Raw genomic sequence first — 18,098 nt, forward strand, 5'->3', positions numbered from 1 at the left:
AAACGCTGCAATCGGTAGAGTAGATATCAACCAAATTGCTGCAATCCCTTACTGTGCAAATTATCCTCAATGTGCTGCATTTCCTTCATATCCTCACCCGCAACTATCCCGTACATTTCCGTGTAGATTTTTCCGTATTTAACCTTCTCTAAAGCCGACAGGATTATCAAGTCCTTGCGAGCGAGTTCTGGTTTCAGCGTGACAAGAATCGATGCCAAAGTCCCATCCATTCGCCAGCTACTGGAATATTGAGCCACCTCCTTTCCCAGCCCCAGTAAGGTATGGCGCTGCACACAAAGCGGAGTCGAGCCATTAACTCGGAAATTGGCATCAATGGCATACAACTCTCCCTCAGAGTCTTCCAGCACGTCGAAGCCAATAACGCCGAAATAACCCTGTTGGTGAGCATATTTACCAATAGCGGCAATCATCTCAAAAAACCTACTCATGTCGGTTTCGCGGTAGTGAATTAGTCCCCCTAAATAGCTGCCCTCTGGGGTGACAAGTTGGCTGGTAGTGCCGATAAGCGTGATATTTCCCGTTTTGCTTACATAGAACTGCACGCAGTAGTTCTGCACTTCATTCTTGACGAATTCCGAGACAATAATCGTATCCAGCAACTTAATATCCAGATATTTCCTCACTTCCTGCAAGCAGTAGTTCAGATCGCTGGCGCTTTTGATAATATAAGTCCCTTCTCCAGAAAGTCCGTGGGATGCTTTAATCAAGTAGGGGAATTGCTCTGGTAACTGAATGCTTTCGAGATTGACTTCGTGCAGATTGTAGGTTTGGTATTTCGGACATTGCACGCCTAATTCTGCTAGCGTGGCTTTGCTGAGCAAGTGGTAGTGGATGTCAGGATGGACGGCGTGTTTTTCGGGTTTGAGATTGTCGAAGGGAAATAGAGTCAGGAGTTTGTCAAAGCGATCGCTTACGCTGAGATCTTCGAGATAAGTTGAGCAGTCTATCATCTCCATACTGCTGTAGCTGAAGCCAAAATGCTCCCGCCAATAGTCCATCAGCGATTTCGGCGGCGAATTAATCACAATCCCTGGGATGGCATCGCCTAACACAGCCAGATTTTTCCAAGGTTCCTTCTGGCCAATCTTGTCGAAAGAAGTTTTGGTAGCTTCACTGCTGCCGTCTTGAATAAAGTATTTTTCCCTGTTGGGGTAAGCAGCCCAACTGGCAGTTGCAGGGTAATTTAGGATGAACGCATAACGTGCATCTGTGATGTCTGCAGCAAACAAATCGGAAAGAGAATTACCCTGAAAGTAAGGAAAGTCGTATGTTGAGTTCATAGAAACATCCAAGTCGAGTTTGAATTAAACTGTTTTGCCGGCCACTAAGTAGCTCGACATAATTAAAAGTAGGGTGGGCAATGCCCGCCCTACAAATTGAAAAAATGTTTATTGAGATCCCGCTACTTAATACCTAGGAAACAAGATATTAGTTGCGGAATTTTAACTCTCTCCAACTAGAGAGAATTCAACCTCAATAATTTCAATGATGGACGAGTTGTTTTTTCTTAGTGAACGCAGCCACCTTGTCCATTTCTGAGGTTCTATAAGCACAAGCCATGTCGGTTGAGTTATGCGCCCAGCCAACCCGCCCTTGAGGGTCTATGAGGATGCACCCAGCTTCTCCTGCCACCTTAGATGCCAGAGTCTCAATTGCGATCTGCGCTGCTTCATCTGGGTGCTTGCCGGACGCTAGAATGTCGATCGCCGTCTTCGCCAGAACTACTGGTATAATCGACTCGCCATCGCCTGTGGTCGAGCAACCGCCCTGTTGACTGTCAGCAAACAAGCCTGAGCCGATAATGGCGCTGTCGCCGACGCGACCGGCGGGCTTATTCATAGTGCCGCCTGTTGAGGTACCGGCAACTACGGTGCCGCTGCTGTCTAAAGCTACACAACCAACGGTATTGGGGCGGTCAATAACTTCTTTTTCCTCCTCCCACTCTTCCTGTTGCTCATCCGCGATTAAGTCTTCTTTTGCAGACATCTCGGCTCCATTTTCTGCTGCAAAATGTTCTGCGTGATCCGCTACTAAGAACATGGGTTTTGTATCCATAATCTTTCGCGCCACTGAGATGGGATGGCGCACGCCTTGAACATTGGCGAGGGCTCCCCAAGCTAATGAACCGCCTTCCATCATCGCTGCGTCTAGCTCTACCTGTCCCTGGTTGTTGAGAACCGATCCAAAGCCTGCGTTAAATGTCTGGTCAGCTTCCAGAACCCGGATAGCTGCCTCAACAGCTTCTGCTGCTGTACCCCCCCTTGCCAGCACTTCCCAACCAGCTTCTGCTGCTGCGGTACAGCCTGCATTGTTGGCTGCAACCTTGTCTTCTGTGATGGTTTTTGCTCCACCGTGAACAATAATGCTTAGTACCATAAATTTCCTTCTTTTTATCTGAATATCTACTTAAAAATTCCTTATATCAATCAATTTATTATAAGCAATTTTTAAGTATTTTATTTGATGCTAGTTATATAGGCTAGCTGTGTTTAATTTAGGATTCGTCTATCTTCAGATATAATTATTTTTGTCGAGATTTCTATTCCTCCCGACCTAGCTATTTACAAATTATTAATATATATATTGCTAAAGTTATGTCAATAGTTTGATCACATTTAGCTTCGAGTTAGTTAAGGAACTTGAAAGAGTTAGAGAATAAAGATGAGGTAAAACTTAAGGGGATGCACTACACCTTAACAGGCAAAATTGCTAAACCTGAAGAATGAGACTTTGAGAGACAAAGAAGTGCGATCGGCCTTCACATCAGTCTGAGCCTTTCTGCTGACCCGCCAAAAACCCGCGCAGCCGCAACAAACTAGCCGTTTGACCCAAATTCAGCCTTAGCAGCGGCACTCCCGTGCGATCGCTAATTCGGCGGTACTGTTATTGCTGTGCTAAAAGCGCTACTTTTACTGGTAACAAAAGTTGCAATAGTTTTTTATTAAAACCGCAATTAAAGGCAGATAAACGCATATACCAATTACAAATTACCATTTATTCATTTAGCTTACTTTCCTGAAAGTAAGGTTGATTCTGGGTTCAGTAACTTTGGCTGCTTTCGGAATTTGGTGTTGCCAAAAATGCTGGGTTGCTCCTTTCATCAGCAGGAGGCTTCCAGGAGTTAATTGAATTTCTAATTTCATTTCTTTTTGGTATTTGTGCCTGAGCATAAAACGACGAGTAGCCCCAAAACTTACAGAACCGATCGCTGGGTTTTCACCAAGTTCTGATTCATCATCACTGTGCCAAGCTACACTATCTTTGCCGTCGCGATATAGATTAAGCAACACGCTGTTAAACACTGTACCTGCTATTGCTTCTATTTTAGATTTGATTGTTATGAGTGTAGGTGTCCATAGATTAGGCTCCATTTTTATGTTAGAGTAAGTGTAAGATTTACCTGCATCTCCGTACCATGCGGTAAGTCGCGGTATAGCGACTTGCTTGCCAAAAAGCAGAGTCACTTCTTGCTTCCAATTAATAGTGCCGTACAATTCCGCAAATATCTCGTTGCTCTCATTGTTATTGAAGAAGTCGCGGTACATGATTACTTCGGCATCTGGCAGAGATAATTGCTGACCATGATTCTGGCTTTCTGCTTTTGGCTCTTCCCACAATGAAAGTTGAGTATACATAAATCTGCTCGCTGATTACGTTTTACTGAAATTTATAAATATACAGTTTTTGACACAAGCACTGCCCAGCTTTACCATTAATCATGTAAAGCTAATTTTAGCATTTTAACAAGACAAGGATAACTACTTTTCCAAAACTTACAGTTAATGTTGCATACCGAATTGGGCGAAAAGTCTAGGATATGTTCCGGTATGTTTTTACACAGGGACATAAGTTTAAATAATGCCAGAAAAATCCGGTTACTCTTGCTTTTGCCTTCCTTGCCCGCGATCGCTGCTTTGATGGATCTTGACCTAATCCTAGTCTTCAAGGAAGCGATCGCGCTTCACATCACTCTGAGCCTTTATGCTTACCCGCCAAAAACTCCCGCAGCCGCAACAAACTAGCCGTTTGACCCAAATTCAGTGGCAGCAGCCACACTCCGTCCAACCGAGACTGCACTCAACCGTCGCCCCAATAGCACTCGTGAATAATGAAAATGATCTCCCCTTCCAACAATGTAGCGATCGAGTTTGGGACTGTTCCAATTAATCTAAATTGTGTAGCCGATCTTTAATTTTTGTGCTGCGACTCATCAATGCAGACTGACAGCGTTCCCAGAAAATTTTAGCGACGCGATCGCCCTGATTCTGACGCCAACACTCGGCAAACAGCCGGGCTGCCTCAGCTAACTTCCCTTCCAAGTAATTTGCCCTCGCTTCTGCAAACAATTCCAGCGTAGCTAACTTGCCCGCTTTGATTTCAGGCGGATCAGCATCAAACACCTCATAAACTGTTACTAATTCAGATTTTCCCTTGACTTTTACCGTATCGAGGGTGCGGATTGCGTACAGAGATGGATTTTCTAAACGCGAGTAAGTTGACTGGGTGATTAATAGCGACACCCCATAATTTTTCGTCAAACTTTCCACCCGAGAAGCTAAATTCACCGCATCGGAAATTACTGTGCCCTCCATGCGATTTTGACCGCCCACCGTTCCCAGCATCAAAGTTCCAGTATTGATGCCAATCCCAATCTGAATCGGGGCACAGCCAAAATTAGCGCGCTGTTGATTGTATTCAACGAGGCTCTGCAGCATAGCAATTCCGGCTTTCACCGCATTATCCGCCTCGCCGCTAAACAGCGCCATAATCGCATCGCCAATATATTTATCAATAAACCCGTTATTTTCATTAATAACGGGTTCCATGCGAGAAAGATAGGAATTGATAAATCTGAAATTATCCTCCGGCGTCATGCTTTCCGAGAGCGTGGTGAAGTCGCGAATGTCAGAAAAAAGTACCGACATTTCCAACTGCACCTGATCGCCCAATTCCACATCAATAATGCTTGATTTCTCTAAAAACTGGAGGAACTGATTGGGGACGAAGCGCTCGTAAGCTTTGTTGAGTTGGAACAATTCATCGGTAAATCTGATTCGCTCAGTTTCGGCTTTTTTACGCTCCGTGATATCTTGAAAGGCTACAATTGCATAAGAAATGTTGTCCTTTTCATCATAGATGGGAGTACCCCAAGCCTCGATCGGAATAATCTTGTCGCCTTGGTGGATTTCCATATCCTCAGCGGTGGCACTTGCTCCCTTCAACGCCCGCACAATCGGCAAGTCAGCAAAGGGATATTCCTGCTCTGTTCCAGCTTGATAGACTTGATAAATCTCTGGTATTTGCTCGCTGGCGACTTGAGGAATAACTCCTTTACCTAATAATTGAATAGCAACGCGATTACTATAGTAAGGTTTGCCAGAAGCATCCAGCACTGACACCCCCACTGGAATTGCTTCTAAAAATTGAGCTAGTCTGTTCTCGCTTTCGCGGACTTGTGTATAGAGTTTAGCATTTTGAATCGAGATAGCCGCCTGTCCAGATAACACTTTTAATAGTTCCACTCTTTCTGGCGTAAAAGCTCCTGCTGTGAGATTGTTTTCTAGGTAAACAATACTAATGATTTGAGATTGATTAATCAGTGGCACGCATAAAATTGATTTGGGCTGATGCTTTTGGATGTAGGGGTCGTTGGTAAATTGTCCCGATCGGGCAGCATCATCTAGTACCACGCTTTCTTGAGTGCGGGCCACATAATTGACAATCGCTTTGGAAAGTTCTTGACAGCTTTCAACTGAGAGTGACTGCAACACAGTGACGAGTTCAGAATTTATTGTCCCTTCAGCTTCAATTAACAGCTTTCCCTGACTTGACAAAATCAGATAACCCTTTTGCGCTCCTGCATTTTCCATCACAATTTTAATCAAGCTAGACATTAGTTTTTCTAGCAATATTTCGCCAGAAATCGCCTGAGAAGCTTTCATTACTGTAGTAATATCTAGGTTGATGCCCGAACCAGTAGTTGTCAATGATGCGGTAGTTTTAGGGTTTTTTCTTCCCGGTTGAATTGCTGTCAGTAATTGGGGATATCGCGTTTCTAAATCCTGTACCTTAGCAGTGGCTCCCCATTGGGCATAACAATAATACGCCTCAATCATGTAGGTTTTAGCAACTTTTTCTTTACCCCATTCTAGGTAAAATTTGGCTGCCCGTTCATTAGCTAGTGCTTCTTCGTTGAGGAATTTATTTTCTTTGGCTCCAGAAATGGCGCGATCGTAGAGGTCACTCGCCTCTGCTTTGTTTCCTAAAATTCGCTGCTGTTCGGCTCGAATTAAATCGCATTTGTGGGCAAAGTTCGTGGGTGCATGAGTTGCCCAGCTAGTAAGTTGCTCAAGATCCTTCGTAACCGCTTCACTAATTGGCAAGGTGTTTGTGTTTGCGAGTAACGTCAGTGCATGATAGAAATAAAAGACTCCATAGAACACAGTTCCGATAATGCCACCAACAGTTTTCTCGGCAATTTGAGCTATCTCCAGAGCTTCCTGGGGTTGCCCAAAATGGTAAGCCAGAATCAATTTATGAGCAGAGACGCTCCCGATCGAGTAAGTATCTCCTGCTAATTTATGCTGAGGTAATCGTGTCGTTTCATCGTAAGCTTCTCCAACCAATTTCTGGGGAGCGTCGGCTTCCCCTGTCCAATTTAAGACTGCCTGTTGCACAATTTGGTGAAAGTTCAGAGCAGTTGTTTGTTTGAGCTGGGCGATCGCCTCTGCATAGGTTTGCATCTCTTGCCCCAGTTGTAGAAGTTCATTTCCCGCAGCATAAGCGAGTTTACAGCGGTTATAGGCACAGTAAGCCGCGAACTCCAAATCTCCCGTTTCCAAACCCGCTTGATAGCCTTCCAGCAAAGGCATCAGTACAGTGTGCATCGGCTCCTGCCAAATGCGAACAAATGGATAAACTAAATTGAAAATTTTCGCTTTAAAACTCGATGCTTTAAACATTTCCATCAAGGCGATCGCGATATCAGCAGCATGATTTCCGGCTACAATTTGCCCACCATATGCACAAAGAATTAGTCCATAGGTTGAATAAGCATAGGGTGTTTGGATCGCATTTCCAAACTGAAGTGACAATTCAATTTGTTTGAGTACAATCAACGGATAGAGGGCTGGCGAACCCATATAGGCTGCTGAAGCCATACTGCTGAGAATATTCATTGCAGCCAGTTTCTGTGGATCGCTCATCCTTAGTGAATTCATTACATCCACACTCATCAGTCGATCGCCAATAGCATTGAGAGCAGGAGCTACCATGTCTTGGGTGGGATGTTCTGGCAACTCTACATCCAACTCTTGAAGGATTGCCCGTGCCACCTGAATCGCCTCTGATAATTGATTGCGGGCAATCAAGGATTGAATCTTTATTTCTAAGGCTTTAACTTGTTCTAGGGGGTTTGACGTATGTTGGAGAACTGCCTCGACGCAAGCATCTACCCGCTCAAATGCGCCAATCAGACAGGCTGAATTAGCAGCTTCAATGTGCAGTTCTGAAGTAAGAATGGGCTGTCTGATCCATTGATCGGAACTGTCAGTGCCTAAAAGTCGCAGCCCTATCTCACAGTATTGAGCCGATGCCGGGTAAGCAGCCGAAAGCCGTGCTTTACGTGCAGCCATCAAATTGAGGTTGGCTAGATGGTCTCGCCGATCCTGAATTGCAATGCGATCGATGCCCAGATTAAATTGACTGACAATCGCAAAAATTCTCTCGTCTAGTTGCTCTGCTGAGGTTTGAGCGAATAGCAATTGCCCAATGTGCAAATGGACGGATTGTTTTTGGTCTTCAGGAATTAGGGAATAGGCGGCTTGCTGGACGCGATCGTGCAAAAACTGATAAATCGGATTGGCAACAGGTTGAGTATTAGATTGACCATCTGTTTGAATGAAGCACTTATAGCCTTCGGTAATGGGTAAAATGAGTCCTTCTTGCAAGGCTCTCCATAGCGCTGATGCCGTTGGTTCGGGTAATTCGTCGCTGACTATTGCCAATGTCTCTAAATCAAACTGCGCTCCAATGCAAGCCGCCAACTTGATAACATCCTGAGTTTGGGCAGGCAACTTCTGCAATTGCACCGCCATAAACTCCACCACATCCGAGGCATGGGTAAGCCTAGCTTGAGCAATATCGTACTGCCACCCCCCTTTAGGTCCCCCCTTAATAAGGGGGGACTGAGGGTAGTTAAAGATAATTTGACCATCTTCATACAACGACTTGAGGAATTGAGTCGAGAAAAAGGGATTACCTTTGGTTTTTTGAGCCACCAATTCTGTCAAAGGCCCGGCCAAAGATAAATCACAAATCAGCGTATCTGCTACCAACTGATTCATATCTGCTAAACTCAACGGTTGCAGCGTAATAGTATTCACCACTGCCCCAGACTTAATAATCTCATCCAACGTCAACATAAATGGATGAGATTGTGACACCTCATTATCCCGATAAGCACCCACCACCAATAGATGCCCCGTATCTTCCATCAACAGTTGTAATAACTTTAAAGATGCTGAATCCGCCCACTGTAAATCGTCCAAAAACATTACTAAGGGATGTTGGGCTGTAGTAAATACTTGCACAAATTTCTGCATCAACAGATTGAAGCGATTTTGGGCGGCACTCCCCGATAGTTCTAGTGCAGGACCTTGAGCGCCAATAATGCGTTCTAACTCAGGAATCACCTCAATCAGCACTTGCCCAATCTCGCCTACTGCTGTTAGGATTTTTGTTTTCCATGTATGTAACTGAGCATCGGATTCTGATAATAATTGCCCCATCAATTCCCGAAATGCTTGCACAAATGCACTGAAGGGAATATTGCGCCCAAATTGGTCGTATTTGCCTTTAATAAAATAGCCCCGTTGTCTGGCTATAGGCTTGTGGACTTCGTTCACTACGGCGGTTTTACCAATCCCAGACAAGCCAGCCACCAGCATCATTTCGGCGTTACCTGTACTGACTCGTTCAAAAGCAGCTAATAGATTATCAACTTCACTTTCTCTGCCGTATAACTTTTCGGGGATCAGGAAACGGTCTGTGATATCCCGCGTTCCCAAGTCAAATTCGGCTATGCTATCGGTTTCTTGTAATTGAACCAGACAACTCTCTAAATCGTGCTTTAGCCCCCCGGCCGTTTGATAGCGATTTTCGGCATTCTTCGCCATCAATTTACTTACAAGAAGCGAGAGAATTAGGGGAATTGTCGGCTCGATTTCCTGCAGCGGAACGGGCTCTCTAGCAATGTGGCAGTGAACCAACTCTAAAGCATCTTCTGTCTCAAAAGGCAGTTTTCCACTCAGCAATTCGTAGAAGGTGACGCCGAGCGAGTAAAAGTCAGTCCGGTAATCGAGAGCGCGATTCATCCTGCCAGTTTGTTCCGGCGAGATGTAAGCGAGGGTGCCTTCTAAAACGTTGGGGTTTTTCAGGAGCGGCGTTTCTCGCGTTAGCTGAGTAGAAATGCCAAAGTCAATAATTTTTAATTGTTTCGTTTGGGGGTTGTAAACAATATTAGAAGGGTTAATATCTTTGTGGATGATGTTTGCCCTGTGAATTTGCCCTAAAATTTCAGTTGTGGCGCTCGCAATTTGCAAAAATTCCTCCAGAGTAAACTTTCGCTGCTGCATCCATATTTTCAAGGATTCGCCGCCAAAGTCCTCTACAAACATCACGAGACTGTTTTGGTATTTTCGCAAGTCATAAACCTGCACAACTCCCGGCTCTTTTAGCTCTCGGGTGATGCGGTATTCGGTGCGGTAGCGCACCAATTCTTGAGGTGTGGGGTAGGTCTCTTTGAGAAGTTTGAGGATAAGCCGCTGGTTATCTGCTTCCCGAATGGCTCGGTAAACCAGAGAGTTGGCACTTTCATAGAGAAGTGTCTGGGTGGCAACGCCTGCAATAGAGAGCATATTGATTTTTAGGCTAAAAATTAACGCGCAGTCAACACGCACCAGTTTTGTCTAGAGCATAGCGCGTTAGAAAAGCAAAAATAAGCTTTGTTAACAAATGTTTAGTTTTTCGGGTAGCAGCCTGCAAATACTTTGTGGTAGCCCCGATTTCGCTCGCCTAATTTGTATTGTGCACAACAGTCGATCGCACTTTTGCTTTGATTTTCTGCCCACCTTACGCAGCCTGGGGTTTCACACAGCATAATTACGCAGAAAACTCTCTTTTTTAAGTAATAAATTAGGCTTTTAAAAAGTTTTTTATCAGTCCATGTACGGTTTAAAGCTATAAATTATAGCTTTATTGCTGGATTAAAACAAGTAATAACCGATCGTGACAGTTGAGCGTGCAGAATGTGATTTTCAGGTAAAGCAACCGCCCTGATGGTGACGACCTTCTTAATAGCTAAGCCTGCGTCGCAGTTGACCGCACTGATCAGCTAATACCTTAAAGTTATAATTGTCAGATACGTGATCTCTCTGCCAGCTAAAAGCTAATGAAACTAGCCTTCTTTTCTATACATGGTGCTGCAATGCTAGCGATCGCAGCCACTATTGTCAGTACAGCGGTGGTACAAGGACAACCCATTGTTCCCGCACCCAATGACGCTGGCACTACTGTCACGCCTAGCGGCGATCGCTTGAATATTACAGGCGGTCAAACTTCTAGAGATGGAGCGAATCTTTTCCACAGTTTTCAACAGTTTGGGCTTAGCGAAGGGCAGATTGCTAATTTTATGTCTACTCCCGCTATTCGCAATATCTTAGGACGGGTAGTAGGCGGCAATCCTTCTATTATTAACGGTTTAATTCAAGTAACTGGCGGCAATTCCCACCTATTTTTAATCAATCCTTCGGGGATTATCTTTGGCCCTAATGCTAGCTTGAATCTTCCGGCTGCTTTTACAGCTACTACTGCTACTAACATCGGTTTTGATTCGGGTTTGTTCAATGTGGCCGGAGCGAACGATTACAGTACGCTGATAGGAACTCCGAACACTTTTTACTTTAATCTCAGCCAACCGGGAAGTATCATCAATGCAGGTACTTTAGCAGTCATGCCAGGGCAAAGTATAACTTTAATTGGTGGTAGTGTCGTCAACACTGGTTCCCTCAATGCTCCACAAGGTAATATTATTGTCGCTGCTGTTCCCGGTGAGAATACTATTCGGCTTCGTCAAGAAGGACATTTATTAAGTTTAGAAATAGGGGTTGTTGACGGGGGATTGTTGGCACAGAATGGGCAATTATCTCTGCCTTTGTCTCTTCCGCAATTGCTTGCGGGCGCAGGTGAGAACTCTGCTACTGGTATCTCCGTTAACGGTGCAGGAGAAGTGGTTTTGACGGCCGGTTTGAGGGTGGAAAGCGGGGATGTGGCGATCGCTAGTTCTACTGTTAATAGTCAGAATGCTACACTCTCGGCAGCACGTAATCTCACTTTGGTAGAAAGCCAGCTACTTACTGAGAACAACTTGTATCTGTTGGCAGGAGATACGGTGCGGGTGCGGGATGGAAATAACGCTTTCAGGGCGATCGCGGGCGGCAATCTTACTATACAAGGTAATCAAAATATTGATATCTTCGCGCTAAATTACCCTAACCCTGCATTCCAATCCGCAGGGGATATCACATTATTGAGCAATGGCAATGTTTCCGGTGATGCTCACTTCGCTGCGGGAGGTAATGTAAGTATTCTCACATTGTCTGGCAACGGTGGCAGTTTTTTGAGTTTGTACGACCCGATTATTAGCTCCGAGGGAGATGTGAGATTTGGGGATTATACTGGAACCTCACTTAAGGTAGAAGCAAAAGGCGCGATCGCCGCGGGAGATATTACCATCACAGGGCCAGATACTACTTTGTCAGGTTCCGCCGATCCAGATGCGGCGGTGCTTTCAGGTAGTGCAGCTTTAATTCTGCGATCGGGCGTTTCGACTCTGGCGAATGCTGCCAATGTGCCGCCGACTACGACAGCAGGGGAGACATTTTTTGCTTCGCCCGGTGTTGCTTCGGGCAATAGCATCGGAGTGGGAGCGATTTCGACAGCAGGCGGGCCTGTGATTTTGGAATCAGCAGGGGACATTGCACTGGATGCGATCGCCACTTCTGGCGGCAATATTACTCTCAAAGCTGCTAGCGACATCGCCGTTACAGGCACTCTTCAGTCTACTGGCGGCAGTATTGACCTCACGGCTGGCAATCTTCTCACAGTCAGCGGCACTTTTACAGATAGTAACGGTGTAAATGTGAGCATTTCCAGCGCTAATGGCACAAGTGGCGGCGCGATTACTATTCGCCACGCAGGGGGCACGACTACACCTTTTATTGTCGGCGATGCGACAACGAATGGGACGGCGGGAGCCATTACATCAGGTTCCGAGACAATTTCGCCACAGTTTGCAGTGCCAGTGCCGCCAAGCACTTACACTCAGGGCAATATTGCGATCGTTACTTCCGCGCCATCTCCAACGCCGGAACCAACACCATCTCCAACGCCGGAACCGACACCATCTCCAACGCCATCGCCTACGCCGGAACCGACACCATCTCCTACACCGCAAGCAACACCGGAACCGACACCGGAACCGACACCATCTCCAACGCCATCGCCTACGCCGGAACCGACACCATCTCCAACCCCACAAGAAACACCGGAACCGACACCATCTCCAACCCCACAACCAACGGCATCCCCATCACCTGCGCCATCTTTAATACCAGAACCTACGCCATCACCTGCGCCATCTTTAATACCAGAACCAACGCCATCACCCGCGCCATCTTTAATACCAGAACCAACGCCATCACCCGCGCCAATTCCACAAGTAATACCGTCTCCGATATTGCTTGTGCCCTCCATTGCGCCTGAAATGCTAGCCCCGATGCCATTACCTACTCCGACACCAACTTTATCTCCGTCTCTTGACGCCGCCTTCCCCTTACCGGATATTTCAATTACCAATGCGATCGCTCAATCTGACAACCTGAGTATCATTAATAGAATTGAATCTCTTTTTAACTACAGATCCGATTGGGTAAGCGAAGTTGTCCAAACGGCATCGCCTCTAAATATAGTTAGCCGCAGCGATATCACACGGCTAATCGATAGAGGCGATATCTCTCAAGCCCTTTTGTCTATGGATATCTTCTATAGCGAACAAGTGGGGTCATACATTAACCAGCAAATCAGGCGCGATTGGCAATCTTTTACGGCCATACAGCAAAGAATTAGAGCGATAGCCAGCCAAACTGGTAAAAAAACAGCCATTCTCTACGTCTTATCCCGCCCTGAACAATTAGACCTGATCATCGTCCCCCCTACGGGTATCCCAATTCACAAAAGCATTCCCGCAGCTAAGCGCGAAACTTTGATGCAAGTCGTCGCCAGCTTCAGGTCTGAACTTCTTAATCGCATAAAACTCAATACTCAGAGCTATTTGCCAGCATCCCAACAACTTTACCAGTGGATAATTGCGCCCTTGGAAGCTGATTTGAAAGCTCAGGGCATCGATACGCTAGTTTTTAGTATGGATGCGGGGTTGCGATCGCTCCCCTTAGCCGCCCTCCATGACGGTTCTCAATTTCTAGTAGAAAAATACAGCATCGCACTTATTCCTAGTGTCAACTTGACCGATACTAACTATGAAAGCGTTAAAAATGCTGAAGTTTTAGCAATGGGAGCCTCGCAATTTACCAATAACCAACCCTTGCCAGCAGTACCCGCAGAACTTAATGCTATTGCCTCAGAATGGAAAGGCGAATCTTTCCTTAATCAAACCTTTACTCTCAATAATCTTCAATCGCAGCGCAATGACAGACCCTATCGGATTATTCACCTCGCCACTCACGGAGAGTTTAAGTCAGGAACACCGAGCAATTCTTACATTCAGTTATCAGACACCAGGCTAACACTCGATCGCGTGCGCGAACTCGGGTGGAATCAGTCGCCTAAAGTTGAGTTATTGGTGTTGAGCGCTTGTAAAACTGCTGTGGGTGATGAGGGCGTGGAATTAGGCTTTGCGGGGCTAGCTGTGCAAGCGGGGGTGAAGTCAGTTTTGGCGAGTCTTTGGTACGTCAGCGATGAAGGTACTTTAGGGTTAATGGCTGAATTTTACCATGAGTTAAAAGTCGCGCCTATTAAAGCCGAAGCCTTACGGCAGGCTCAAATCGCCATGCTCAAAGGTCAAGTTCGCATTGAAAACGGCCGTTTAATTTTGTCAAACGTAAATAAGGAGTTAGAATTGCCACCAGAATTAGCTAAACTAGGTAATGGAAATCTCTCCCATCCTTATTATTGGTCGGGCTTTACAATGATCGGGAGTCCTTGGTAAGGTATAAACGTGATTGCAATTGCTTCTTTAATCGCGACAGAAAATTGCTTTGTCATTCGTACTAATAGAGTAAGTGCATAAATACTAACAATATCAGTGCGAACGACGAAGCGAAGCAATCGCAAGGACTGAGGGAATCCCTAGCATTTGATTGCTAGTGATTCTATAAATGCTATTTGAATGAATCATCTAAAACTTTAAAATTAAATAGGATGCAAATGATACACCAAAAGTTGGTTTCAATTCTAGTTTTTATTGACTCGAATGTTGAAGATTATCAGAGTTTAATTAGTGGCGTTTCCCCAAATGCTGAAGTAATTATCCTAGATGAAACGCGGGATGGGATTGAGCAAATCACCGAAAGGTTAGCAATTGAACAAAATATAGAAGCAATCCACATCATCTCTCACGGTAGTCCAGGTGCGGTACAGCTCGGTGCAAATACACTCAACAGCAGCAACATAGAAAACTTCGCTCCTCAACTCCAACAGTGGCGCAAAGCATTAATTCCCGGTGCCGATATTCTCCTCTACGGGTGTAATGTCGCCGCCGATGTATCGGTGACAACTGACATCGACTACATCTGTCACATCAGCCAGGGGTTAAAACCCCTGTCTCATAGCTTAAGTCGGTTAAAACCGACTCAAGACAATCAAGACAATTCACTTATTGGGTCCTCTCTCGATGACTTTCGCTATCAGACGGGGGTTAAAACCCCCGGCGGGACTGGTGTTAATCCCACAAAACCTAACCAGTTCCTCGAACGCCTGAGTGAATTAACTGGTGCCGACATCGCCGCCTCTGCCAACCTTAAAGGCAATGCGGCACTGGGTGGAGACTGGGAACTGGAAGTACAAACAGGCTTGATTGAAACACCAATCCCATTTAACGCCAACACCCTCAAAACCTACAGCAGCGTACTAGGCTTCGCCCCCAAAGTTGACTTCGCTACTGGCGCTTACCCCAACTCCGTCAGCATCGGCGACATCAACGGCGACGGCCTCGATGACATAGCTGTGGCGAACTACAACAACAGCAACAACGTCTCCATCCTGCTCAACACCACCACCAACCCCACCACCCCCACTTTCGCCACCCAAGTCCCCTTCGCTACTGGCAGTAAGCCCAGCTTTGTCAGCCTCAGCGACATCAACGGCGACAGCCTCCCGGACTTAGCTGTGACGAACATCAACAGCAACGATGTCTCCATCCTGCTCAACACTACCCCCACAGGAGCCAGCATCCCCACTTTCGCCACCCAAGTCACCTTCCCTACTGGCAATGCGCCCAACTGGCTCAGCATCGGCGACATCAACGGCGACGGCCTCCCTGACTTAGCAACGGCGAACGAGAACGACGACACCGCCTCCATCCTGCTCAACACTACCACCAACACCGCCCCCCCCACTTTTGCCCCCCAAGTCCCCTTCCCTACTGGCGATCTCCCCAGGTCCGTCAGCATCGGCGACTTCAACGGCGACAGCCTCCCTGACTTAGCAACGGCGAACATCAACAGCAGCAACGCCTCCATCCTGCTCAATACCACCGCCGCAGGAGCCACCACCCCCACTTTCGCCCCCCAAGTCCCCTTCCCTACTGGCGATCGCCCCACCTCCGTCAGCATCGGCGACTTCAACGGCGACGGAAAACCTGACTTAGCAACAACGAACAGTGAAAGCTACAATGTCTCCATCCTGCTCAACACCACCGCCACCAACGCTACCACCCCCACTTTTGCCACCCAAGTCCCCTTCGCTACTGGCACTGGACCCAGATCCGTCAGCATCGGCGACTTCAACGGCGATGGGAAACCTGACTTAGCTGTGGCGAACATCAGCAGCAACAACGCCTCCATCCTGCTCAACACCACCGCCACCAACGCTACCACCCCCACTTTCGCCCCCAAAGTTGACTTCCTTACTGGCAATTGGCCCATCCCCGTCAGCATCGGCGACTTCAACGGCGACGCAAAACCTGACTTAGCTGTGGGGAACTACGCCAGCAACAACGTCTCCATCCTGCTCAACACTACCCCCAAAGTTACTGCTGTCACCGCTACCACCGCTGACGGCAGCTACGGTGTCGGTTCCACTATCAATATCACCGTCACCTTCGATGCTGCTATCAACGTAAATACCACAGGTGGCATACCGCAACTGCAACTCGAAACAGGTACAACTGACCGTTTTGCCACTTATGTCAGTGGTAGCGGCGGTACTGTACTCACCTTCAACTATGTAGTCCAAGCTGGGGACACCTCCGGTGACTTAGAATACCTCGCCACCAACGCCCTCACCCTCAACGGCGGCACAATTAAAGAAACTGTGGGTACAGCCTTTGACGCTTTCTTAACCCTCCCCACTACCGCCTCACTCAACTCTCTCGGCGGTAGCAAAGCCATAGTTATTGAAACTGTTGCACCCACCATCACCAGCGTCACCTCTACCACCACTGACGGAAGTTACAACACAACTGGCAACATCAACGTTACCGTCAACTTCAGCGAAGCCGTCACCTTAGCAGGCGGTAGTATGAGTGTCGCCTTAGACACGGGCGGCACTGTTACTATTGCACCTTTTAGTGGCACATCTGCTGTGGGTACTTATACTCCAGCAGCCGGACAAAATAGCCTCGACCTTAATTCAAATAGTATAACTTTAGCGACTGGTGCAACCTTAAAAGATACTGCTGGAAATAATGCAACTTTAACTATTCCTGCGGGACAATCTTTAGCCGATAGCAGAGCCATAATTGTAGACACGATTGTACCCACAGTTGCCTTAACATCCGCATCCCCAACAACCACAAACGCACCCTTTTTAGTCACAGCAACATTCAGCGAAAGCGTCACAGGATTTATTGCCAGCGACGTTAATCTTACTAACAGTACGATTAGCAATTTCACAGGTAGCGACACAACTTATAATTTTACCGTTACACCTAATGCTGATGGTCTTGTCACCGTTGATGTCCCTGCTGCTACAGCCACTGATATTGCTAGCAATAACAATACCGCCGCCACGCAACTGACTCGCACTGCCGACATCACCGCACCAACAGTTGCCTTAACATCCGCATCCCCAACAACCACAAACGCACCCTTTTTAGTCACAGCAACATTCAGTGAAGATGTCACCGGGTTTGATAATACTGATATTACCGTCGCCAATGCGACTGTCGCTAACTTTGTCACACTTGATGCAAAAACTTACACCTTTGATGTCACACCGAAGGCTGATGGTAATGTCACCGTTGATGTACTTGCGGCAACAGCTACTGATACTGCGAGTAATAATAATACAGCCGCCACTCAACTGGTTCGTACTGCTAATATTACCGCGCCAACAGTTGCCTTAACCTCAACTTCAGCAACAACAGTAAGTGGTTTATTTAGCGTCACAGCAACATTCAGCAAAAATGTCACAGGGTTTGATAATACTGATATCACCGTCACCAATGCGACTGTCGGTAACTTTGTCACACTTGATGCAAAAACTTACACCTTTGATGTCACACCGAATGCTGATGGTAATGTCACAGTTGATGTACCTGCCGCAACAGCTACTGATACTGCGAGTAATAACAATACCGCTGCCACTCAACTGGTTCGTACTGCTGCTAATATCACCGCACCTCCTGCTAGCTTGGGTGTAGTTTCTAACATTACTCTTGCAGGTGGTACAAGTCAGACATTGACAGTTACTTTCACTGATAGCAGTGGAGTTGATGTTAGCAGTTTAGATAATTCTGATCTGGTAGTAAACTGGTCAGGTGGTGCAATTCCCGCTACATT

The 18,098-nt window shown here is 46.5% G+C and carries 7 protein-coding genes; 3 read left to right on the top strand and 4 right to left on the bottom strand.

The annotated features are described in order from the left end of the window. Positions 1 to 26 precede the first annotated feature (26 nt). The 3 genes from QUA47_RS21280 to QUA47_RS21290 all read right to left on the bottom strand — a co-directional run bounded on the left by QUA47_RS21280 (position 27) and on the right by QUA47_RS21290 (position 3,656). Positions 27 to 1,301, bottom strand: a complete 1,275-nt coding sequence (locus QUA47_RS21280) for a carbamoylphosphate synthase large subunit (RefSeq protein WP_333432215.1) — start codon at positions 1,299 to 1,301, stop codon at positions 27 to 29. Positions 1,302 to 1,503: 202 nt separating this feature from the next. Next, entirely contained in the window at positions 1,504 to 2,397 is an 894-nt protein-coding gene (locus QUA47_RS21285) for an isoaspartyl peptidase/L-asparaginase family protein (protein ID WP_333432216.1), read from the bottom strand. A gap of 626 nt (positions 2,398 to 3,023) precedes the next feature. After that, positions 3,024 to 3,656 carry an alpha-ketoglutarate-dependent dioxygenase AlkB gene (locus QUA47_RS21290; RefSeq protein WP_333432217.1) on the bottom strand — a complete coding sequence of 211 codons (633 nt, stop codon included), beginning with the start codon at positions 3,654 to 3,656 and terminating at the stop codon, positions 3,024 to 3,026. Between the two features lie 246 nt (positions 3,657 to 3,902). On the opposite strand from QUA47_RS21290, the gene QUA47_RS21295 reads away from it, so the two are divergent. Further along, a complete protein-coding gene (locus QUA47_RS21295; RefSeq protein WP_333432221.1) occupies positions 3,903 to 4,043 on the top strand; it encodes a hypothetical protein in 141 nt (46 codons plus the stop codon). 141 nt (positions 4,044 to 4,184) lie between these two features. On the opposite strand, the gene QUA47_RS21300 is transcribed toward QUA47_RS21295, so the two are convergent. After that, complete coding sequence (locus QUA47_RS21300) at positions 4,185 to 9,938, bottom strand: AAA family ATPase (protein ID WP_333432218.1); 5,754 nt, start codon at positions 9,936 to 9,938, stop codon at positions 4,185 to 4,187. 569 nt (positions 9,939 to 10,507) lie between these two features. On the opposite strand from QUA47_RS21300, the gene QUA47_RS21305 reads away from it, so the two are divergent. Both QUA47_RS21305 and QUA47_RS21310 read left to right on the top strand, forming a co-directional pair. Continuing rightward, positions 10,508 to 14,305 (top strand): CHAT domain-containing protein, encoded by a 3,798-nt coding sequence (locus QUA47_RS21305; RefSeq protein WP_445302535.1) that lies wholly within the window; start codon positions 10,508 to 10,510, stop codon positions 14,303 to 14,305. Positions 14,306 to 14,523: 218 nt separating this feature from the next. Continuing rightward, a partial coding sequence (locus tag QUA47_RS21310) for a DUF4347 domain-containing protein (RefSeq protein ID WP_333432220.1) occupies positions 14,524 to 18,098 on the top strand: 3,575 nt, incomplete at its 3' end.

Origin of the sequence: Microcoleus sp. MON2_D5, from assembly GCF_036701905.1 — a bacterium.
Taxonomy (GTDB): Bacteria; Cyanobacteriota; Cyanobacteriia; order Cyanobacteriales; family Microcoleaceae; genus Microcoleus.

Coding starts and splice junctions, on each gene's coding strand:
- QUA47_RS21285 (WP_333432216.1), bottom strand. CDS start 2,397: ATGGTACTAAGCATTATTGTTCACGGTGGAGCAAAAACCATCACAGAA.
- QUA47_RS21280 (WP_333432215.1), bottom strand. CDS start 1,301: ATGAACTCAACATACGACTTTCCTTACTTTCAGGGTAATTCTCTTTCC.
- QUA47_RS21290 (WP_333432217.1), bottom strand. CDS start 3,656: ATGTATACTCAACTTTCATTGTGGGAAGAGCCAAAAGCAGAAAGCCAG.
- QUA47_RS21300 (WP_333432218.1), bottom strand. CDS start 9,938: ATGCTCTCTATTGCAGGCGTTGCCACCCAGACACTTCTCTATGAAAGT.
- QUA47_RS21305 (WP_445302535.1), top strand. CDS start 10,508: ATGCTAGCGATCGCAGCCACTATTGTCAGTACAGCGGTGGTACAAGGA.